The sequence below is a fragment of the Variovorax paradoxus genome (assembly GCF_029919115.1).
Classification (GTDB): Bacteria; Pseudomonadota; Gammaproteobacteria; order Burkholderiales; family Burkholderiaceae_C; genus Variovorax; species Variovorax paradoxus_O.
Genome location: NZ_CP123990.1, coordinates 2,977,864 through 2,997,655, shown reverse-complemented (window position 1 = coordinate 2,997,655; position 19,792 = coordinate 2,977,864). Strand labels below are relative to the sequence as shown.

Genomic DNA, 19,792 nt, shown 5'->3' with positions numbered 1-19,792 from the left:
TTGTTTTAAGAAGAAGAACAAGCAGGCCTGCGTCGTCGATCAGGCGTGCGGGGCGGGGAACGACAACTTTCACGTCAGCGACTCCGCGTCGGGCTCGATCGAGCGGGTTGCTTGCCTGCGGGTGGTGGTGTGGCCAAGGCGTGTGCGGCAACAGATTTGCCGCGCCTTTGAAGGGAGGAGATACGCAGTCGACGAAGTGCATCGTGTGGGCGACCAATTCCAGCTGAATCGGATCGTCGTCGAGGACGGCGACGCGTGTGCCCGTTTCTATCCCCTTCATATGCTCCAATCAATAAGCAAGAAGTTCTCGCTCATTTGCAGGGGCGCGAACGAAGGTTCGCACTGGACAGACCTCACTCATCCGGTCCACCACCGTGCGGAACCGGAAGGCTTTTTTTCTCAGGGCGAATCGCCTCGGCGATGCCGCCGCGCTCGCAACCTGCCCGGCCAAAAAAACCGAGTGGTCTCTGGTCATCCAGGGACCATGGCTCGTCGCTCAGTTGGTAGCCCTGGCCCCAGATGGCCTGGAGCCTGAAGCGCAGCCCAAGCTTTGTGCGCAAGCCCGATACGCAGACGTCCAGCGCACGCGAGAGAGAGCCGTTCTCTTGCTTGCGTCCCCACGCGTTCGACAGAGCGCCGTTCTCTACCTTTCGTCCCCACACATTCGCAAAGAGCCATTCGCGCGTCAGAACCCGGTCGACATTGCGGAAGAAGGCAACTGCCAAGTCGAGCTCGCGGGGCCGCAGCCTGATGGGTGTGCCGGCAAACTCTGCCTTGTCCTGGTCCAGCAGCACACGGTAGCCCCGCCATTCGAGCACCCGCGCGGGGATGGGCTCTTTGCGGCGCACCAGGGCAGCCTCCAGCAAGCGGTAGGTGTCTTCGAACGATGACGGCGCGTGCGCCACGGTCGAAGACTCGTCCCCGTACAAGGCCGACATCATCCGGAACTGCCGCTTGGAGGCGCCGAGGACGAGCGGCACCTGCTGCCCCAGAATCTCGCGTACATGCGCGACGAGCGGCTGAAACACCGCAGGGTCGTGCGGACACGCGAGCAGCAGCAAGCGGAAGCTGCCGACCTCATTGGCGCGCGCCTGAAGTTCGTTCACGTGGGTGAAGACCACAGGCACATGGCCCAGCCTGCAGATGGCCCGCCTCGCGAGCTCTCGGGTTCGAAGTGAAGGATCTAGAACAGCAATTTGCAAAGGGGCTCTCGCGAGTCGATCGCTTCCCGCAGGGGAAGCGGGCGGGGCACGCAGTGCTGGCAACGGCGCAATTCGTGGCCAGCACGATGTTCGCGACGAGGTTCACCGGGGTTGTCTCTCCGTGTTGTTATGGCGCCGGTGTATGGAACGCCGGCGGGTTTTTCCGGCGCGATTGTTCTGATGAGCGCCAATTAAGTCCAATGCATACTGCACCCAAGATCAATGCAGTGGATGCAATTGGCCTCGAGGGGCCGCAAGGAGCCCCATGGACCTCAAGCGCTGGAGTCATATCGTTGCCGTGGCCGATCGGCGCAGCTTCATTCGGGCTGCCGAGCAGGTGCACCTGAGCCAGCCCGCCCTCACCCGCAGCATCCAGGCGGCGGAAGCCGAGCTGGGCCTGCAGCTGTTCGATCGCGGAACGAACGAAGTGGTGACTACACCGGCCGGTGAATTCGTCGTTGCACGCGCCCGGCAGCTCGTCTTCAACAGTCGCTGCCTGGAGCGCGACGTGGAGCTCTACCGCAGCCGCAGCCTGGGCGATATGGCTTTCGGCATCGGCCCTTTTCCGGCGGCGACCCTTCTGTCGCAGCTGCTGACGGAGATGCGATGCGAGTTTCCGGGCATCAACCTGCGCGTGGAGATCAGCAATTGGCAACTGCTGCTGAAGCGCCTGCTCGAAGAGGACATCGAGTTCTTCGTTGCCGACACCAGGAACCTGCCGCCCGACCCCAACCTGCACATCCGTGCCGTGCGCCGCGAACCGGGAGGTTTCTACGTGCGCTCAGGCCACCCCTTGGCGGCGCACAAGTCCGTCACGATGCCGCAGCTGTGGCCGCACGGCGTTCTTTCGGTGCGGCTGCCACCTGGTGTGCGCGCCGTGGTCTCTCAACTGCTTGGCCTTGCGTCGCCGGCCGAGCTTTCGCTTGCGCTCGAATGCGACGACGTCGGCTTGCTGAAAAAAGTGGCGCTCGCCTGCGACTCGGTGCTGGCCGCCCCGCATGCCGCGGTCAAGGAAGAGGTCGCGGCCGGCGAGCTTCATCCGCTGGAAGTCAGCGGCCTGCCAGTGCAGGCATCGGAAATGGGCGTTGTCACATTGCGGGGCCGAACACCTTCGCCGATGGCCGAGCTCATCATCAGCAGGCTGCCGGCGCGATGATGACGCCGCCAGCAGAGCTTGCGAGCTATAAATCGGCAAGGTTGGGCAAAGGTTGTTTTTCGACGCTGCTTGACCTCATCCATTAAAGAACGTCTCGGCGTTTGCGGAATTCTCCTACGCTCAAGGCCGCTCGACGAGCCATGATCGGGCCGTTAAGTTGCTCGAATCACCATGGCAAAACGTGAATCGCAGTTTGCTGAATCTCTGCAAATATGGAGGGAGTCGGAACGGCTCGCGCGCCAGGCGGAGGCCTGCGTGAACAGGAGACTCGTCGCCTACTTTCGCGGCGAGTCGTCGGCGCCCAGCCCGGACGAACAAGCATTGGCGAAACACGCCCGGGATGTGGCCAAGCGCCACTTCGTGAACGTACTCAGGAGGTCGGGTCCCTCGCAGAGGCGAGCCTTTCGTTGATCACCAGTGTTGGCTGGATGTTGCCTCAATCGGGCGCCGTCATTTGGCCTGCCACCCATGTCAGGCATTGCGCCCTCAGTTCCGCAATCCCCACCTCTCGCGACGTTGCAGGCTTGGCCAGCACTAGCTTGCAGCGATGGGTGCGGCCTCGGGAAATGTCTACGGTGCCGGAAAAGCTGCTGCCATCTTCCGCCGGCAGAACAAACAAGTCGAACGTCCACTCTCCGTGATGAAAACGCTCCGAAGGCGCCATAGCGTTGCTCCAGTACTTTCAAATCGGCTAATGCAGGGGAGATAGATCGTACTATTTGCGGCCATCGGCGCGATCAGCGCTCCATCAGCCCGCGCTTCGATTTCTCGCGTCCGTGAGCGCCACCACACTGTCTCGATCAACCCACATATCGGCAGAAATTCACGCACGTTAGAGTTTTCCACATATGTGTCTAGTTGCTCCCAAAAGCATCGGGTTGGCGTCCGTGTACACGTCGCCGGCTGGAGCAAGTTCCAACACTTTGGCGTTGATCGCCGCTCGTTGGACCAAGTAAGCATGAGCGAGATCCTTGTCGCCGGGTCCCGCTCCGAAGCGAGCTTCAAGCGTGGCCCGCGCAATGGTCACCGGTACCGATGTTTCGCCACCAATTCGCTTGACCCGCACGAACAGCGTGATGCCCCTGTCTTCCAGATTCACGAAGTCGCAAACGTCGACGCGCTCTTCTCGCCATTCGACTCGAATTCAACGCGGCAGTAAACCGGGCTGTCTCGACCGCCCGTGGCCTCTACAACCTTTTCTGAAGGCGGGATGGCGTGAGCTGGCGAGACCGACGCGCTTTTTTTGAAGGGCCACATATAGGGGTTCGAATCAGTTGAGCGATGGGAGACACGGGCCGGTTGTGGCCAGGTCCGGCCTAGCGACGACCGATCTTCTTTGATTGATTGGTTTCCTTTTTTCGCACGGTAAGCACCTTACCTTGGGAATCGATCATGAACTGAACACCATGAGGCTGGGCTTGCTGGTCGAGCTTCTCGGCTCGAGCATCTGCCTCGGCCATCGTCTCGAACAGCTGAATCGATGCTCCATCAAAGAGCCTACTGTCTGCCAACCATTCTCCGGATTCCAGCCGGTACTCCATGGAGCCCATGCCATAGAACCTAGCGATACCCCAACTCTTCCCCATGCCGAGTCTTCCTAGAGATGCCGTTTGTGCGCCCAGATTCTGGAACATGGGCGAGCGTCTGGTTTGGGCCGGATTCCGCCGCATGCGGACCGGCTGTGGCGGGCCCAAACCAATCTTCATTGTTGCCCCACCGTCGTTGGGGCCCCGCCGCCCGCTCTTAAAGTTGGGTCCAGGGCGTCAAAAAATGCCTGCCTCTCCTCTTTCGAAGGCTGCTTTCCACTGACGGTAGCCTGTGAGCTCAGCCTCAGAAACCGGCGCACTGCCTACAAGAATTTGTCCGGCTGCCGCCCCGGGCGACCGATTGGGAACATGCCCGAGCTTAATCGTCCAGCGCCCCGCCTTCGCAGCCTGGCGGGCTTCATCAAGTGACTTGAACTCCGCTTCACCGAGCGCGCAGCTCACGATCAACAAGTAGTCATCTTCCGTCGCGACGAAGGGCTTGCCCTGGATGCTGATTGCGGTGCCTTTCTTGAAATCGAAGCGGTCCACTTTGAGGATTTTATTGACTGCAAACTTGCCGTCGCTTCGATTGCTCGCTAGCACATCGCCCTCCTTGAAGGCGAATTGCTTGTATTCGGGCGGAAAGAAGCTGCCTGCGTAGGTGGCCATGTGAATGAAAAAAAGAAGGAAGGCAGCGAGACGGGACATAGGTGCCCATTGTTCATGAGAGGTCAGTTTGTGCGCACGCACTTCAAGGCGGGCGCTCAATCGACCATCAGAGGTTGTCGTATGCGCGCTGCGAAGGTCGGCTTCGGAGCGAACTGGACCAAGTCAGCGAACGTCGGGTTCTGGCCGTATTCAGCATTTCCATTGTGTGCGGGCCTCACCCGCTACGCAGCGAGTAGGCGCTGGAAGACAGGCAGCAGTTCCCGATAGCGCTCAAGGTAGTCGCCGTTGTCTCCATGTCGCGAGGCTCGGGCGGCGAGGAAGAGCTCATTGCGAACATCAACCAACGAAGACCGCCGGCGCTCACGGGCCGCGGCGAGCGCCGCTTCGCTCGACCCGAAGTGCTCATACCCGTTGAACGTCATTGCGAACGCGAACACCGCCTGTCGGTCCGTCGGGTCTGGGAGCGCCGAAAGCGCCAAAGGAGCGGTTGGGTTCATGTTCTCTAAGCGTGCGATGCCAATGGCTGCTTCTGGGCGAATTCTGCCTTGCGGCTGGGTGACTGCTTATGGCCGATTCCCGTCGTAGAAGCCATGCCTCCCGCCGATTCTCATACATGCGCGAGGATATTGACCAGCCTCCCGAATGGGTCGCGAACGAAGAAACGGCGGACTCCCCAAGGTTCGTCGACAGGTCCGTACTCGATCGAGAACCCGGCCGCTTTCATGCCCTCGAGTGCAGCATTCAGATCATCCACTTCAATCGACAGGTCCGGCACCGGCGTGCCGGAGCCACCTTCTGCGGCAAAGCTTACCTGCACGGTCATCTCGGCCGCAGAGCCAAAGGTCTGGATCCATCCATGGTCCATCAAGAGCTCGAGGCCAAGAACATCCTGGTAGAACGTCCGGGCCAGGCCCGGGTCGAGCACCGCGAAATTGGCGACTATCCGCTTAACTTGCAACTTGCTTCCTTTTGCTTTCGTGGAGGCCGCTCCCCCACTCTATTGCGGCACTCCAGAATTCATTCGCGGCCTTCCCCAAGAGTTCGCTGTCCCGGTAGAGCCTTATTTGCAGCGGAACGTCCCACTCGCCGCTCGCTGCGGCGACAAGGCGCCCTTGGCCAATGTCTTCCTCGACGAGGGTCTGCGGCAGCCAAGCGATGCCCCTGCCGTCCAGTGCCATCGTCCGGAGGACTGAGGCGAGATGTGCCGTGAAGATGGCCTGTGCCGCTTGCGACTCCAGGCGCCGGCTCACTACGGCACGCATGATGCGTCCCAGTCCGGATTCTTCGGTGTACAAGAGCACCGGCACGGCAGCTGCGCCCTTGCGTGAAAGCTGATGCAGCGGCTTGCCGGAGTTGTTGGGCGCCGACACGGCGATCAGCATGTCTTCGCCGATCGGGGCCGACTGGTAGGGGGCGGCATCGAGCGCGCCATGCGCATCAGGATGCGCGTGGCTCAGTACGAACTGCACCTTGCTCTGCAGCATCAGCGATTCGCAACGCTGGAGAACGTCGGACATGAGTTGCACCGGCCCGAGCGTAATGCTGGACTCGAGACTGCGGATCCATCGCGGCAGGAAGGTCATGGAAAGCGCATGCGTGCACGCAATGCGCAAGGTGACCGAACTGGCCTCCGCGATCTTCCTCGCGTCGCCCGGCACGCGGGCCACCCTCGCGATCAATTCCTGCGCCACGCCTGCAAACCACTCACCAACTTCGGTGAGCGTGGCGGGCTGTGTGCTGCGGTCGAACAAGTCGGCGCCGATCCACTCCTCCAGCGCGCGAATGCGGCGGCTGAATGCGGGTTGGGAGCTGTGGCGCTCGTCTGCCGCACGCGAGAAGTTGCCCGTTGCTGCCAACGCCAGGAAGTCGTCAAGCCAGATCAGGTTCATGTCCGGTTCGTCCAGCGCATAGAAGTTGAGAAATTGAACATTGGCCCAAAAAGACGGCACGGCCGACCATTCAGTCTCCCACTCACCCGTTCTGGAGACAACCGTGAAGATCGTCGAAATCCGCGAGAAGACCATCCCCATCAGCTCGCCCATTCGCAACGCCTACATCGACTTTAGCAAGATGACGTTGAGCCTGGTCGCAGTGATCACCGACGTGATCCGCGATGGCAAGCCGGTCGTCGGCTACGGCTTCAACTCCAACGGCCGCTACGGCCAGGGCAAGCTGATGCGCGAGCGGTTCATTCCGCGCATCATGGAAGCGAATCCGGCGTCCCTCGTCGACGACAGCGGCAACAACCTCGATCCGCACAAGATCTGGAACACCATGTTCACCAATGAGAAGCCGGGCGGCCATGGCGAGCGCTCGGTGGCCATCGGCACCATCGACATGGCGGTGTGGGACGCGGTGGCCAAGATCGAAGGCAAGCCGCTGTTTCAATTGCTGGCCGACCGCTACGGCAACGGCAAGCCCAACCGCAAGATCTTCGTCTACGCGGCGGGCGGCTACTACTACCCGGGGCAGGACCATGGAAAGCTGAAGGACGAGATGCGCAGCTACATCGACCGCGGCTACACGGTCGTGAAGAAGAAGATCGGCGGAGCCTCTCTCGACGAAGACCTGCGCCGCATCGACTCGATCATGGAAGTGCTGCAGGACGGCCAGAAGCTCTGCGTCGACGCCAACGGCCGCTTCGACCTGGAAACCGCGATTGCCTATGCCAAGGCCCTGTCGCAGTACGACCTGTTCTGGTACGAGGAGCCGGGCGACCCGCTGGACTTCGAACTGCAAGCGGCCCTCCGCAATTTCTACAAGAACCCGATGGCCACGGGGGAAGACCTTTTCTCGATGCAGGATGCGCGCAACCTGATCCGCTACGGCGGCATGCGCCCGGACCGCGACTGGCTGCAGTTCGACTGCGCGCTCAGCTACGGCCTTGTCGAGTACCTGCGCACGCTGGACATGTTGAAGGAACATGGCTGGTCGGCCAGCCGCTGCATCCCGCACGGCGGGCACCAGATGTCGCTGAACATCGCGGCCGGCCTCGGCCTTGGCGGCAACGAGTCCTACCCCGACCTGTTCCAGCCGTTCGGCGGGTTCCCCGATGGCGTGAAGGTCGAGAACAGCTTCGTGACCCTGCCCGACTTGCCGGGGATCGGCTTTGAGGGCAAGGCCGACCTGTACCGCGAGATGCAAGCGCTTTCAGCCTGAAGCAGGTAACCCACAAAGGAGACAACACCATGAAAAGCATCTGGCGCCATGCCGTGGGGATTGGCCTGCTGGCTTCGGCCACGTTGGCCTCTGCAGACTTTCCGGACAAGCCCGTCACGCTGGTTGTCCCGTTCGCGGCCGGCGGCCCGAGCGACAAGATCGCCCGCGACCTGGCCGAGGCCCTGCGCAAGCCGCTCGGCCAGACCGTGGTCGTCGACAACGCAGCCGGTGCGGGCGGCACCATCGGCTCGGCCAAGGTGGCGCGCGCCGCGCCGGACGGCTACACGCTGCTGGTGCACCACATCGGCATGGCTACCGCGCCCGCGCTGTATCGCAAGCTCCCTTACAAGGTGCCCGATGACTTCGAGATGCTGGGCCTGATCAACGAAGCCCCTTCGGTGGTGATCGGCAAGCCGAGCCTGGAAGCCAACAGCTTCGCGGACTTGCGCAAGTGGGTTGCGGCGAACGGCGGAAAGGTCAACCTGGCCCATGCAGGGCTGGGCTCTGCGTCGCATCTGTGCGGCTTGATGTTCCAGAGCGCGCTCAAGACCACCATGACCGCGGTGCCCTACAAAGGAACCGCGCCGGCCATGACAGACCTCATTGGCGGGCAGGTCGATCTCATGTGCGAGCAGGCCACCAACGCTGTTCCGCAAATCGAGGGCAAGAAGGTCAAGGTCTACGGCATCACGAGCCTCAAGCGCCTGCCGCTGCCATCGCTCAAGGACACTGCCACGCTGTCGGAATCCGGGCTCAAGGACTTCGACGTACAGGTCTGGCACGGCTTGTATGCGCCCAAGGGAACACCGCCCGCGGTGTTGGACAAGTTGAACGCAGCGCTTCGCGCCGCCTTGAAGGATCCGGAGCTCATCAAGCGCGAAGAGGCGCTGGGCCTCACCGTTGTGAATGACGACCGCCTGACCCCGGCCGGCCACAGGAAGTTCGTGGAAGCTGAGAAGATCCGCTGGTCGCAGGTCATCAAGGACGCCGGCGAGTACGCCGATTGAGCGCAAGCATGAAGATCGGGACTCCTGGTTCAATTCTTTGATGACGCGAGACCGCCGAACCAGATGTTCATTGCCTGCCAGAGCCCATCCGGCGTCCCGTCGCACACCCATGCCACATATCCATCGGGCCTGATCAGCACTGCCGATGGCGCGGTCACCAGGCCCAGCGCAGGCAGCTCCCACGGACCGGCACATTCGCCGTGAACCCGCTTGATGCGGTCGGACCAGGGCGTGAGGTCGAATCGGCCCGGCGCGCCGAGATCCAGAAACACGGGCCGCGCATCCCGCAGCAGCGCGAACACACGCGTGGAACCTTCGGGCGTGACCAGGTCAAGGTCAGGCATGCGGCGGCCGACCAGGGGATGCTCGCCGCCCAGGTCGTAGCGAATACCGAGTCCGGACATCTCGGCGGCGATTCGCTTGCGAGGCTCCTCCATGCCGAGCAGCTCCAATACGATCTCGCGCAAGGCATCCGTGCGCTCATCGGTGCGTTGCAATGCGACCTGTGCCATCGTCGTGCGCAACACACGCGCCGCAACCGGGTGCCGCTCGGCGTGATACGTGTCGAGCAGGCTTTCAGGCGATGTTCCTTTCACCACCTGGGCCAACTTCCAGCCCAGATTGACCGCGTCCTGCACGCCCGTGTTGAGGCCTTGTCCGCCGACAGGCGAATGCACATGCGCCGCATCGCCGGCCAGGAGCACCCGGCCCCTGCGATAGGCCTGGGCCTGGCGCGACATGTCGGTGAACCTGGAAATCCAGCTTGGGCTATGAACCCCGTAGTCCGTTCCGCATGCGTCGATGAGTGCTTCGCGGAGATCGCGCAGCGTGGGTTCGGTTGTGGCGCCGGAGGTCTTTTCGGTCACCATGACCCCTATCGGACCTTCCTTGGCAAAGACAATCTTGCCGTCGCGAATTTCATACGCCTCCCTGCCGAAGGCATAGACACCTCGCGCCGTGCGATGCACGCCCAGCGGCGGCTCCTCGGCCATTTCCGCCTCCGCGAGAATGCTGCTGGTCGTGGCGTCCCATCCTTGGAATTCGATGCCGGCGGTTTTGCGGACCAGGCTGCGGCCGCCGTCGCAGCCGACAAGATAGCTTGCCCGCAGCGCCTCGCCATCGGACAGCTCGATGGCGACGCCGCTGCCGTCTTGCGTGAAAGATGCCAATTCACGGCTGCGATAGATCGGCACCGACAACTCCTCGACCCAGCCGGCGAGGATGCGCTCGATATGCTTCTGCCGTAACGCCAGCCCGTAGTTGTGTCGGGTCGGAAAATCGCTGATGTCCAGGCGTGTCACCGCGAATCCGGTGACTTGGGCGACCTGCCCCTCGGCGAGAAACCGGTCCACGATTCCGCGCTGATCGAAAACCTCGAGGGTGCGCGAGCTCAGCCCGCCGGCGCGCGAACCGGCGAGCTCCTGGTTCGGGCGGCGTTCGACGATGGCCACATCCACGCCCGCCAACGCCAACTCGCCGCCCAGCACCAGCCCCGTCGGACCTGCGCCAACAATGACCACTGAATGTTCCTTCATCGGTTGATCAATCTCCTTCCCCTTGCCCACGCCAGGAAGGCCCAAGACTACCGGATGACGAATGCGGTGTTACGCAGCTCGTGGCGCTGCCGCCTCGACTCGCGGCAACTCCAGCTCGAAGGCCGTGCCCGCTGCCGAGCTCGCGCATCGGACCTGGCCGCCATGTGCAGCAACGATCTGCTGCACGATGAAGAGGCCAAGCCCGAGGTTTGTCCGGTTGCCGGAAGCATCGGCCGCAGAACCTCGCTCGAGTGCCTTGAACAACTTGGGAATTTCCGCGGAGGGAATCTCCTGGCCCGTATTCGCGACCTTGAGGAAGACGGCGCCAACGCCACCCGTCAATGTCACCGAAACAGGCCCGTCATCCCCGTAGGTGGCCGCGTTGTTGACCAGATTTCCCAATGCTTCGCGCACGGCTGAAGCGTCGAACAATCCGTCTGTGTCCGCCTCGGCCGAAAAATCGATATGCGCATCCGGAAGCGCAGCGCGCAACAGTTCGATTTCTGCCGCACATTGTTCGCCCAGATTGGTGAGCTCCCGGTGAATCTTCATGCCTCCACCCAGCGCCGACCTGTTGTACTGCAGCAGAGTGTCCAGCAGCGACGCCATTCGCCGGCCACTGCGTATCAGCACGCCCACCTCTGACAACGGCGATTCCTTGGTTTTTCTAGAAATGAGCTCCGCGGTGAGCAGGATCGCATTCAGGGGTCCGCGCAGGTCATGCCCCAGCACACCCAGGAACACGTTCCTGAGCTGATCGGTTTCCTCGGAGAAGAACTCGACGGATTCCGCCACGGCCTGGTCGATTGCTTCGTTGAACCTGATGACGTCGACCACCGAAACCGCAATGGGCTCCTTTTCTGCCCACAACCTGAGCACACCCGCTCTGAGCGCGCGGTACTCGGCGACCAGCTGGGTCATCTGAAGCCCGCTTCTGGCTCTTTGCCGCCCATGCGTTTGAGCAGCCGAATGCTCCAGGCCTGAGAGGGCGGCGCCTTGGCCCAGAGACTTGGCGTGTGCTTCGGTGGAAGACTGGCTGTTCTCCAGGTCGAGCACGATCGCTTCGAGGATCTTGGGGATGTGATCCCTGAGGGTCAGCTCCGATTCATGTGCAAGCGGCGCCAGCGTGCGCGCGTATCGGGCCGCCTCGGCAACGATCGTCTCGCTATGGATGTTGATGAACTCAGCCAGACGCATAGGTGCCTTCGAGAGCAGTGACAAGGAGATGACCGCACATCCGAAGTGTGCACGGTCCGGGTGACGGGCTGTTACGCATCTCGGCGCGTCATCGCTTTATCGCCCCCCCACACAAGTCTCCTGGCCCGGGAATACCCTGCTGCGCGTCCTGAAATTCTTGCCTACATTGCTTGCATACAAGATTTTGTAGATCTTGCATTCAACCAATGGAAGGTTCCTCCATGCCCCGCTTCGTCAAATCCCTCTTCGGCCAGGTCGTCATTGCGCTGGTGCTCGGCGTGCTGGCAGGCCTCTTCGTGCCGGAGTTCGCCGTCAAGCTCAAGCCGCTCGGCGACGGTTTCATCAAGCTGATCAAGATGATCATCCCCGTGTTGGTGTTCTGCGTGGTGGTGCACGGCATTGCGGGCGCGGGCGACCTGAAGCGGGTGGGCCGGGTGGGCGTCAAGGCCCTGATCTACTTCGAGGTGCTGACCACCATTGCGCTGGCCATGGGCCTGGTGCTGGCCTTTGTGTTCCAGCCTGGCGTGGGCATGAACGTGGACCCGGGCAAGCTCGACGCCACCGCCATGAGCGCCTATGCCTCGAACGCCGACAAGCTCACCAGCGGCGGCACGGTCGAGTTCCTGATGAAGCTGATTCCCACCACGGTGGTCAACGCCTTTGCCACCGGCGACGTGCTGCAGGTGCTGCTGTTCGCGGTGCTGTTCGGCTCCGCGCTGTCGCTCCTGGGCGAGCGAGGCAAGCCGGTGGGCGCGGTGGTGGACGCGCTTTCGCTGGTGCTTTTCAAGATCATGGGCATCATCATCAAGCTCGCGCCGCTGGGGGTGCTCGGCGCCATTGCCTTTACGGTGGGCAAATACGGCATCGGCTCGCTCAAGCAGCTCGGCATGCTGGTTGCCCTCTTCTACGGCGCGGTGCTGATCTTCGTGTTCGGAGTGCTGGGGCTGGTCATGCGCATGTCGGGCTTCAGCCTGTGGAAGCTGCTGCGCTACCTGCGCGAAGAACTCGCCATCGTGTTTGCCACCACCTCGTCGGACAGCGTGCTGCCGCAGATCATGGCCAAGCTGCGCCGCATGGGCATTCGCGATTCGACGGTCGGCCTTGTGATTCCCACGGGCTATTCGTTCAACTTGGACGCCTTTTCGATCTACATCACGCTCGCGGCGGTGTTCATTGCGCAGGCCACCAACACGCCGGTCTCGATGGCCGACCTGCTGACCATCCTGGCCATTGCGCTGGTCACCTCGAAGGGCGCGCACGGCGTGCCGGGCTCAGCCATCGTGGTGCTGGCCGCCACGCTGCACGCAATACCGGCCATTCCTGCCATTGGCCTGGTGCTGGTGCTCTCGGTCGACTGGTTCATGGGCATTGCCCGCGCGCTGGGCAACCTCATCGGCAACTGCGTGGCCACGGTGGCCGTCGCGGCCTGGGAAGGCGACATCGACCGCGAACGCGCCCACGCCGTGCTCAACGGCACCTATGCGCCCGACGACGAACCGCTGGCCGAACTCGAGCTGCCCACGGCACCCTTGGGCGCAGGTGCCGGCAGCCACTGACAACAATGGCTGCCGACACCGTCAATCCCACCTCCATTGCCGAGCGGGTGGTCGAAGCCATCCTGGCGCAAAAGCTCGCGCCGGGCGAGCGGCTGGGCGAGCAGGCCCTGGCCGAGAACTTCGCGGTCAGCCGCACCATGGTGCGCGAGGCGCTCATGCAACTGCAGGCACGCGGCTTCGTCGAGGTCCAGTCGCGCCGCGGCTGGTACGTGGTGGAGCCCTCGGCCGAAGAAGCGCGCGACGCTTTTTCGGCGCGGCGCATCGTCGAAGCGGGCATCCTTGCCGATAGCGAAGGCCGGCCGCTGCAAAAAGTCATACGCAAGCTGCGCGACCACATTGCCGACGAGCGGCGCGCCATCGAGGGTGCCGACGCCGCCACGCGCGCCTTTCTGCTGGCGGACTTTCATGTCTGCCTGGCCGAGCAGATGGGCCACCAGCTGCTGGTCGATGTGCTGCGCGACCTGACGGCCCGCACCACGCTCGCGGCCACGCTGTACCAGTCGAAGCATGAAGCCGGGCAGTCTTGCGCCGAACATGACGCGATCGTGGCCGCACTGGAGGCCGGCGACACGGCCACGGCGCGCAAGCTCATGATCGAACACATCGGCAATGTCGAGCGCTCCCTCGAGGTAGACACCGCCGCCGAGCCGGACGCGCCGGCCCGCCTGCGCGCCACGCTGTCGCCGGTGGCGCTGCCGCGCAACAGGCGCTAGCCGACAAGGCATTTCGACCGACACAAACGCACGTTCAGGCTCGGCTACAGTCCGAGTCACATATGAACTCACCCCAACTCCAGCGCGGCGTGTTCCTCGCCCTGCTCGCCGTAGTCACCGTCGCTTTTCTCTGGGTGCTGATGCCGTTCTTCGGCGCGGTGCTGTGGGGGGTGGCGCTGGCCATCCTGTTCACGCCGCTCTACAAGTGGCTGCTCAAGAAAATGCCGGGCAAGCGCAACGCCGCCGCCCTGTCGACCTTGACCATCTGCCTGTTCATCGTGATTCTTCCGCTGGCCATGGTGGGCGTGTCGCTGGTGCAAGAAATCGTGCAGGTCACGCAGAGCATCCGCTCGGGGCAGATCAACTTTGCGGCCTACTTCCAGCAGATTCTCAATGCCATGCCGCAATGGCTGATGAGCATTTTCGACCGCTTCAACCTGGGTGACATGGAAGCCTGGCAGGCCCGCATTTCCGCCGGCGCGGCGCAAGGCAGCCAGCTCATCGCGGGCCAGGCGCTCACCATCGGCCAGAACACCTTCGACTTTCTCATCAGCTTCTTCGTGATGCTGTACCTGCTCTACTTCCTGGTGCGCGACGGCTCGGAGCTGTCCAAGACGATGCGCGAAGCCGTACCGCTTGCCAAGCCGCATACGCACTACCTGCTGAACAAGTTCACCACCGTGATCCGCGCCACCGTCAAGGGCAACGTGGCGGTGGCCATTGCGCAGGGCGCTATCGGCGGGATCGCCTTCTGGCTGCTGAACGTGCAGGGCGCGCTGCTGTGGGCGGTGCTCATGGCGTTTCTGTCGCTGCTGCCCGCGGTGGGCGCGGCGCTCATCTGGGGGCCGGTGGCCATCTACTTTCTTGCCACGGGCCACTTCTGGCAGGGCGGCATCCTGATTTTCGTCGGCGTGTTCGTGATCGGGCTTGTCGACAACATCCTGCGGCCCGTGCTGGTGGGCAAGGACACGCAGATGCCCGACTACATCGTGCTGATGTCGACGATTGGCGGCATGGCGATCTTCGGCATCAACGGCTTCGTGGTCGGCCCCGTGATTGCCGCGCTGTTCATGGCAGCGTGGAGCCTGTTCGTGGAATCGGGCCAATGGGAAAACCCGGCCAGCACCGCCGACGCGAACGCTGACAAGAAGAGAAACTGAACGGCGCGGCCTGCACCCGCCTTCTGCATTTCGCGCCGTCATTGCGCGTTCCGTCGCATGCCGCTGGGCAGCGCACGGCGGCTGCGAGATCGTCGAGACCTCCAACTTTCGAGATGAGGTCTCCGATGAATTTTTCTTCTCTCCTGCACCGGCGCGGCACGCGTGCCCTGTGCGCCGCCGCACTCCTTGCGCCGCTGGGCGCCTTTGCCGCCGATCTGAGCCTGAGCGTGGCCGACGGGCCTGCGGCCGAAGCCACGCTCTACGTTGCGCTGTACGACAGTGCCTCGGCGTTCGCCGGCAGCAAGTCGCTGGCGGCGCAAACGGTGCCCCTGCGCGCCGGCACGGCCCAGCTCCGGTTCATTGGCCTGGCACCCGGCCGGTATGCGCTGCGCGTGTTTGCCGACGAAAACGGCAACGGCAAGCTCGACACCAACCCGGTGGGCATGCCGATCGAACGCTACGGCTTCTCGAACGACGCCAAGGGCAACCGCGGCGCGCCTGATTTCGAGGCCGCCGCGCTCAACGTCGAAGCCGACGTGCAGACCGTCATCCACCTGCGCTGAGGCTCACATGGAACGACGCGAACTCCTGCGCCTGCTGGCCACGGCCGGCGCCCTGCCGCTGCTGCCTGCCCTCGCCCGCGCTGCAGACGGGCCCGACGCCTGGCAGGCCGAATTCGAAGCCGCCGCCGCGCCGTGGAAATCAGGCTTTGCCACGCCGGCCGGCGACCTTCCGCTCACTCGCGCCACGGTGCGCGGGCGCTTTCCCGATGCCGTTACCGGCACGCTGTTTCGCAATGGCCCCGCGGGCCACGACCTGGGCGGCCAGCGCTATCACCACTGGTTCGATGGCGACGGCATGGTGCATCGCTTCGTGATCGACGGTGCCGACGTGCGGCACCAGGGCCGCTATGTAGCCACGCCCAAGCGCCTGGCCGAAACACGGGCCGGCCGCCGCCTGGCGGAAGGCTTCGGCACCATGCCGCCGGGCGCCGAACCGCCGACCTCGCCCGACAGCATCAACGTGGCCAACATCAACGTGCTGCCGATGCAAGGCGAAGTGCTGGCGCTGTGGGAAGGCGGCTCGGCCACGCGGCTCGATGCGCGCACGCTGGAAACGCTGGGCGTCAAGACCTGGCGGCCCGATTTCGCGGGCATGCCCTTCTCGGCGCACCCCAGGGTCGATCCGGACGGCACCGTCTGGAACTTCGGCGTGAGCGCCGCCCAGAGCATGCTGGCGCTCTACGAAATTGCGCCCGACGGTACGCTGCGCCGAGCCACCGCGATGCCCGTGGCCGACCTGCCGATGATTCATGACTTTGCGGTAACCGAACGGCACCTGGTCTTCCTGATGCCGCCGCTGGTGTACGACAGCAAGCGCAAGGATGCCGGCGCAAGCTTTCTGGATGCGCACGTCTGGCGGCCCGAGCTGGAAATGCGCGTGCTGGTGATCGACAAGAAAGACTGGAACCGCCGCCAGCTGCTCACGCTGCCGGCCGGCTTTCTTTTTCATGTGGGCAACGCCTGGGAAGAAGAGACGCCGGGCGGCACGCTGATTCACCTCGACTACGTGCGCTCGGAAAACGCCGGTTCGGTGTTCACGACCAACCGCGAGGTCATGCGCGCGCGCTGGGCAAAGCGGGCCGACCCGCAGCTTACGGTGGCCACGCTCAACCTTCGCACCGGCGTCGCATCGCAAAGCGCGCTTGGGCTCGACGCTGAGTTTCCACGCATCGATCCGCGGCGTGTCGGGCTGCGCCACCGCCAGGTCATTCATGCGACAAACGGCAGGCCCGACCAACCCGGCTTCGGCGCCGTGGCGCGCACCAATGTCGAGACCGGCCGCAGCCAGCGCTTCAGCTACGGAAAGCAGGCCCTTGTCGAAGAGCACATCTTCGTTCCCGATGGCGCCAAGCCAGGCTGGGTGCTTGGCACCGTGCTCGACTTCGGCCAGCAGAAAACGCTGCTCTCGTGCTTTGCGGCCGACAGGCTGGCCGCCGGGCCTGTGGCGCAGGCCACACTGCCCTACACGCTGCCATTGGGCCTGCACGGCGCATTTGTGCCGGCCTGATCGAGAGGATGGCGAAGGTCGTGGGGCGCGGTCAGCCGCCCCACCACCCTTCGGCAAACCGCCCCTGGAGAAAGGCCACGAAGCCCGACACCTTGCCCGGAACCAGCTTGGGCGAGGGAAAGACGGCGTGGATTTCCTGCTCGGGCAACGCATGGTCGCCGAGCACTTCGAGCACCTTGCCCGATGCCAGCGATTCGCTCGCCACGTAGCGCGGCATGAGCGCAATGCCGAGGCCGTCGCGCGCCGCGGCCAGCACGGCCGAAAGGTTGTTGGAACGAAAGCGCCCCGATACGGGCACCGTCACCGCGTCGCCCTTGGGCGTGTGCATGCGCCAGAACTCGTCGCCCACCACGCTGCTGTAGATGAGCGCCACATGCGCGCTCAGGTCTTGCGCGCGCTTGGGAGTGCCGTGCTTCTTCAGGTAGCCCGGCGCCGCCACCATGGCCCACGGGTTGGTGCCCAGGTAGCGCGCGCCCAGCGACGAATCGGCCAGCTTGCCCATGCGGATGGCCACGTCGATGCCTTGCGCAATCAGGTCCACATAGCGGTCCTCGAAGCTCAGGTCGAGTTGCACCTGCGGATGCCGACGCATGTACTCGAGTGCCAACGGCACCACCACTCGCCGTCCGAATGCCACGGAGGTGCCGACGCGCAGGAGACCCTGCGCCTGGTTCTGCCGCAGTTGCACGATGCTTTCGGCCTCCTCGGCCTCTCGCACGATGTTCTTGCACTTTTCGTAATAGAGCGCGCCCGGTTCGGTCAGGCTCACGCCGCGCGTGTTGCGGTTGAGCAGCCGCACCTTCAGCCGCGCCTCGGTGGCCGCGACCTGCTTGGTGACGGTGGGCTGGGTGGTGTGGAACTCGAGCGCCGCCTTCGAGAAGCTGCCGGTCTCGACCACACGCACGAACATTTCCATTGCCAACAATCTGTCCATGGCCGGATCGTATCCACTTATTCCAAAGCGGAATAGGCTTTATGGTCCGCAGCCGTCTTCTTCGAATGGCCCCTGCTTCCTAAAGTGGACGCCACTAAGGAGACAGTCCCATGGCAAAAATGAAAGCGGTCCAGGCCGCCGTGCTGGTGATGGAAAAAGAAGGCGTGACGCAGGCCTTCGGCGTGCCCGGCGCGGCCATCAACCCGATGTATTCGGCGCTGCGCCAGCGTGGCAGCATTTCGCACATCCTCGCGCGCCACGTGGAAGGCGCCTCGCACATGGCCGAGGGCTACACCCGTGCGGTGGCGGGCAACATCGGCGTGTGCATCGGCACCTCGGGGCCCGCGGGTACCGACATGATCACGGGCCTTTATTCGGCCTGGGCCGATTCGATTCCCATCCTCTGCATCACCGGCCAGGCGCCGCGCGCGCGGCTCTACAAGGAGGACTTCCAGGCGGTCGATATCGAGTCGATCTCCAAGCCGGTCACCAAGTGGTCCGTTACCGTGCGCGAGCCGGGCCAGGTGCCGCAGGTGTTCCAGCAGGCCTTTCACCTGATGCGCTCGGGCCGCCCCGGCCCCGTGCTGGTCGACCTGCCCTTCGACGTGCAGATGGCCGAGATCGAGTTCGACATCGACAGCTATGAGCCGCTCACCCCCTACAAGCCTGCTGCCACGCGCGCCCAGATCGAGAAGGCCATCGGCATGCTCCAGGCGGCCGAGCGCCCGCTCATCGTTGCCGGCGGCGGCGTCATCAACGCCGATGCTTCCGACCTGCTCGTGCGCTTTGCCGAAGCCACCGGCGTGCCGGTGATTCCCACGCTGATGGGCTGGGGCGCGATTCCCGACGACCATCCGCTGATGGCCGGCATGTGCGGCCTGCAGACCAGCCACCGCTACGGCAATGCGACCATGCTGGCGAGCGACTTCGTGCTGGGCATTGGCAACCGCTGGGCCAACCGCCACACCGGCTCGGTCGACGTCTACACCAAGGGCCGCACCTTCGTGCACGTGGACATCGAACCCACGCAGATCGGCCGCGTGTTCACGCCCGACTTCGGCATCGTGTCGGACGCCAAGGCCGCGCTCACGCTCTTCGTCGAGGTGGCCGAGGAGATGAAGGCCGCCGGCAAGCTCACCGATCGCCGCGCGTGGGCCAAGTCGTGCATCGAGCGCAAGAAGACCATGCTGCGCAAGACCAACTTCGACGACGTCCCGATGAAGCCGCAGCGCGTGTACCAGTGCATGAACAACAACTTCAGCAACGACACCTGCTACGTGAGCACCATCGGGCTCTCGCAGATTGCGGCCGCGCAGTTCCTGCATGTGTACAACCCGCGCCACTGGATCAACTGCGGCCAGGCCGGCCCGCTGGGCTGGACCATTCCCGCCGCGCTGGGCGTGCGGGCGGCCGACCCTTCGCGCAAGATCGTCGCGCTCTCTGGCGACTACGACTTCCAATTCATGATCGAAGAGCTGGCCGTGGGTGCGCAGTTCAAGCTGCCGTACATCCACATCGTGGTCAACAACTCGTACCTCGGGTTGATACGCCAGGCGCAGCGCGGCTTCGAGATGGACTACTGCGTGCAGCTCGCGTTCGACAACATCAACGCGGGGCCTGATGCGGGCATCGAGAGCAGCTACGGCGTGGACCACCTCAAAGTGGTCGAAGGCCTGGGTTGCAAGGCGATCCGCGTGAACAAGCAGGAAGAGATCGCACCGGCCATCCAGCGCGCCGAGGCGCTGATGGCGGAGTTCAGCGTGCCGGTCGTCATCGAAGTGATGCTCGAGCGCGTGACCAACATTGCAATGGGCACCGAGATCGACAACATCACCGAGTTCGAGCCCCTGGCCGAACACCCGGCCGATGCCCCCACCGCCGTTGCGGCCGAGATGCTGGACTGAGCAC

At 63.7% G+C, this 19,792-nt stretch carries 19 protein-coding genes; 9 read left to right on the top strand and 10 right to left on the bottom strand.

What is annotated here, in order from left to right:
• Positions 1–353: 353 nt before the first annotated feature.
• Complete coding sequence (locus QHG62_RS14640) at positions 354–1,106, bottom strand: helix-turn-helix domain-containing protein (protein ID WP_281146374.1); 753 nt, start codon at positions 1,104–1,106, stop codon at positions 354–356.
• A 361-nt stretch (positions 1,107–1,467) separates the two neighbouring features.
• Between QHG62_RS14640 and QHG62_RS14635 the strand changes: the two genes are divergently transcribed.
• Entirely contained in the window at positions 1,468–2,358 is an 891-nt protein-coding gene (locus QHG62_RS14635) for a LysR family transcriptional regulator (RefSeq protein WP_281146373.1), read from the top strand.
• Between the two features lie 832 nt (positions 2,359–3,190).
• Here QHG62_RS14635 and QHG62_RS14630 read toward each other — a convergent pair.
• From QHG62_RS14630 to QHG62_RS14605, 6 genes are all read right to left on the bottom strand, one after another.
• Positions 3,191–3,457, bottom strand: a complete 267-nt coding sequence (locus QHG62_RS14630) for a hypothetical protein (RefSeq protein WP_281146372.1) — start codon at positions 3,455–3,457, stop codon at positions 3,191–3,193.
• A gap of 217 nt (positions 3,458–3,674) precedes the next feature.
• A complete protein-coding gene (locus tag QHG62_RS14625) occupies positions 3,675–3,992 on the bottom strand; it encodes a hypothetical protein (RefSeq protein ID WP_281146371.1) in 318 nt (105 codons plus the stop codon).
• A gap of 129 nt (positions 3,993–4,121) precedes the next feature.
• Entirely contained in the window at positions 4,122–4,553 is a 432-nt protein-coding gene (locus QHG62_RS14620) for a hypothetical protein (protein WP_281146370.1), read from the bottom strand.
• A gap of 221 nt (positions 4,554–4,774) precedes the next feature.
• A complete protein-coding gene (locus QHG62_RS14615; RefSeq protein WP_281146369.1) occupies positions 4,775–5,050 on the bottom strand; it encodes a hypothetical protein in 276 nt (91 codons plus the stop codon).
• A 110-nt stretch (positions 5,051–5,160) separates the two neighbouring features.
• Positions 5,161–5,511, bottom strand: coding sequence for a VOC family protein (locus tag QHG62_RS14610; RefSeq protein WP_281146368.1), 351 nt, complete (start codon positions 5,509–5,511; stop codon positions 5,161–5,163).
• On the bottom strand, positions 5,501–6,442 hold the full coding sequence (locus tag QHG62_RS14605) for a LysR substrate-binding domain-containing protein (RefSeq protein ID WP_432445615.1): 942 nt from the start codon (positions 6,440–6,442) through the stop codon (positions 5,501–5,503). The genes QHG62_RS14610 and QHG62_RS14605 overlap by 11 nt, the downstream gene beginning before the upstream one ends.
• Before the next feature lie 103 nt (positions 6,443–6,545).
• On the opposite strand from QHG62_RS14605, the gene QHG62_RS14600 reads away from it, so the two are divergent.
• A complete protein-coding gene (locus QHG62_RS14600; protein WP_281146366.1) occupies positions 6,546–7,712 on the top strand; it encodes a mandelate racemase/muconate lactonizing enzyme family protein in 1,167 nt (388 codons plus the stop codon).
• Between the two features lie 29 nt (positions 7,713–7,741).
• Positions 7,742–8,719: a tripartite tricarboxylate transporter substrate-binding protein gene (locus QHG62_RS14595; protein ID WP_281146365.1), complete on the top strand. Its 978-nt coding sequence runs from the start codon at positions 7,742–7,744 to the stop codon at positions 8,717–8,719.
• Positions 8,720–8,748: 29 nt separating this feature from the next.
• Here QHG62_RS14595 and QHG62_RS14590 read toward each other — a convergent pair whose 3' ends face one another.
• Both QHG62_RS14590 and QHG62_RS14585 read right to left on the bottom strand, forming a co-directional pair.
• Positions 8,749–10,254 carry an FAD-dependent monooxygenase gene (locus QHG62_RS14590; RefSeq protein ID WP_281146364.1) on the bottom strand — a complete coding sequence of 502 codons (1,506 nt, stop codon included), beginning with the start codon at positions 10,252–10,254 and terminating at the stop codon, positions 8,749–8,751.
• A 69-nt stretch (positions 10,255–10,323) separates the two neighbouring features.
• Positions 10,324–11,451 (bottom strand): sensor histidine kinase, encoded by a 1,128-nt coding sequence (locus tag QHG62_RS14585; RefSeq protein ID WP_281146363.1) that lies wholly within the window; start codon positions 11,449–11,451, stop codon positions 10,324–10,326.
• Between the two features lie 221 nt (positions 11,452–11,672).
• On the opposite strand from QHG62_RS14585, the gene QHG62_RS14580 reads away from it, so the two are divergent.
• The 5 genes from QHG62_RS14580 to QHG62_RS14560 all read left to right on the top strand — a co-directional run bounded on the left by QHG62_RS14580 (position 11,673) and on the right by QHG62_RS14560 (position 16,950).
• Positions 11,673–13,007 carry a C4-dicarboxylate transporter DctA gene (locus tag QHG62_RS14580; protein WP_281146362.1) on the top strand — a complete coding sequence of 445 codons (1,335 nt, stop codon included), beginning with the start codon at positions 11,673–11,675 and terminating at the stop codon, positions 13,005–13,007.
• Positions 13,008–13,012: 5 nt separating this feature from the next.
• Positions 13,013–13,720 carry a GntR family transcriptional regulator gene (locus QHG62_RS14575; protein WP_281146361.1) on the top strand — a complete coding sequence of 236 codons (708 nt, stop codon included), beginning with the start codon at positions 13,013–13,015 and terminating at the stop codon, positions 13,718–13,720.
• 62 nt (positions 13,721–13,782) lie between these two features.
• Entirely contained in the window at positions 13,783–14,880 is a 1,098-nt protein-coding gene (locus QHG62_RS14570; RefSeq protein ID WP_281146360.1) for an AI-2E family transporter, read from the top strand.
• A gap of 125 nt (positions 14,881–15,005) precedes the next feature.
• Positions 15,006–15,443: a DUF2141 domain-containing protein gene (locus QHG62_RS14565; protein ID WP_281146359.1), complete on the top strand. Its 438-nt coding sequence runs from the start codon at positions 15,006–15,008 to the stop codon at positions 15,441–15,443.
• A 7-nt stretch (positions 15,444–15,450) separates the two neighbouring features.
• A complete protein-coding gene (locus QHG62_RS14560) occupies positions 15,451–16,950 on the top strand; it encodes a carotenoid oxygenase family protein (RefSeq protein ID WP_281146358.1) in 1,500 nt (499 codons plus the stop codon).
• A 31-nt stretch (positions 16,951–16,981) separates the two neighbouring features.
• Here the strand turns inward: QHG62_RS14560 and QHG62_RS14555 are convergent, their stop codons facing one another.
• On the bottom strand, positions 16,982–17,884 hold the full coding sequence (locus QHG62_RS14555) for a LysR family transcriptional regulator (RefSeq protein WP_281146357.1): 903 nt from the start codon (positions 17,882–17,884) through the stop codon (positions 16,982–16,984).
• Between the two features lie 110 nt (positions 17,885–17,994).
• Here QHG62_RS14555 and gcl point away from each other — a divergent pair, with 110 nt between their 5' ends.
• Positions 17,995–19,788, top strand: coding sequence for a glyoxylate carboligase (gene gcl, locus QHG62_RS14550; RefSeq protein WP_281146356.1), 1,794 nt, complete (start codon positions 17,995–17,997; stop codon positions 19,786–19,788).
• The last annotated feature ends 4 nt before the right edge of the window (positions 19,789–19,792 follow it).

Excerpts from the sequence above, each read along its gene's own strand:
- QHG62_RS14635 (WP_281146373.1), top strand. The coding sequence starts at position 1,468 with ATGGACCTCAAGCGCTGGAGTCATATCGTTGCCGTGGCCGATCGGCGC.
- QHG62_RS14625 (WP_281146371.1), bottom strand. The coding sequence starts at position 3,992 with ATGTTCCAGAATCTGGGCGCACAAACGGCATCTCTAGGAAGACTCGGC.
- QHG62_RS14620 (WP_281146370.1), bottom strand. The coding sequence starts at position 4,553 with ATGGCCACCTACGCAGGCAGCTTCTTTCCGCCCGAATACAAGCAATTC.
- QHG62_RS14615 (WP_281146369.1), bottom strand. The coding sequence starts at position 5,050 with ATGAACCCAACCGCTCCTTTGGCGCTTTCGGCGCTCCCAGACCCGACG.
- QHG62_RS14605 (WP_432445615.1), bottom strand. The coding sequence starts at position 6,442 with ATGAACCTGATCTGGCTTGACGACTTCCTGGCGTTGGCAGCAACGGGC.
- QHG62_RS14595 (WP_281146365.1), top strand. The coding sequence starts at position 7,742 with ATGAAAAGCATCTGGCGCCATGCCGTGGGGATTGGCCTGCTGGCTTCG.
- QHG62_RS14590 (WP_281146364.1), bottom strand. The coding sequence starts at position 10,254 with ATGAAGGAACATTCAGTGGTCATTGTTGGCGCAGGTCCGACGGGGCTG.
- QHG62_RS14585 (WP_281146363.1), bottom strand. The coding sequence starts at position 11,451 with ATGCGTCTGGCTGAGTTCATCAACATCCATAGCGAGACGATCGTTGCC.
- QHG62_RS14580 (WP_281146362.1), top strand. The coding sequence starts at position 11,673 with ATGCCCCGCTTCGTCAAATCCCTCTTCGGCCAGGTCGTCATTGCGCTG.
- QHG62_RS14575 (WP_281146361.1), top strand. The coding sequence starts at position 13,013 with ATGGCTGCCGACACCGTCAATCCCACCTCCATTGCCGAGCGGGTGGTC.
- QHG62_RS14570 (WP_281146360.1), top strand. The coding sequence starts at position 13,783 with ATGAACTCACCCCAACTCCAGCGCGGCGTGTTCCTCGCCCTGCTCGCC.
- QHG62_RS14565 (WP_281146359.1), top strand. The coding sequence starts at position 15,006 with ATGAATTTTTCTTCTCTCCTGCACCGGCGCGGCACGCGTGCCCTGTGC.
- QHG62_RS14560 (WP_281146358.1), top strand. The coding sequence starts at position 15,451 with ATGGAACGACGCGAACTCCTGCGCCTGCTGGCCACGGCCGGCGCCCTG.
- QHG62_RS14555 (WP_281146357.1), bottom strand. The coding sequence starts at position 17,884 with ATGGACAGATTGTTGGCAATGGAAATGTTCGTGCGTGTGGTCGAGACC.
- gcl (WP_281146356.1), top strand. The coding sequence starts at position 17,995 with ATGGCAAAAATGAAAGCGGTCCAGGCCGCCGTGCTGGTGATGGAAAAA.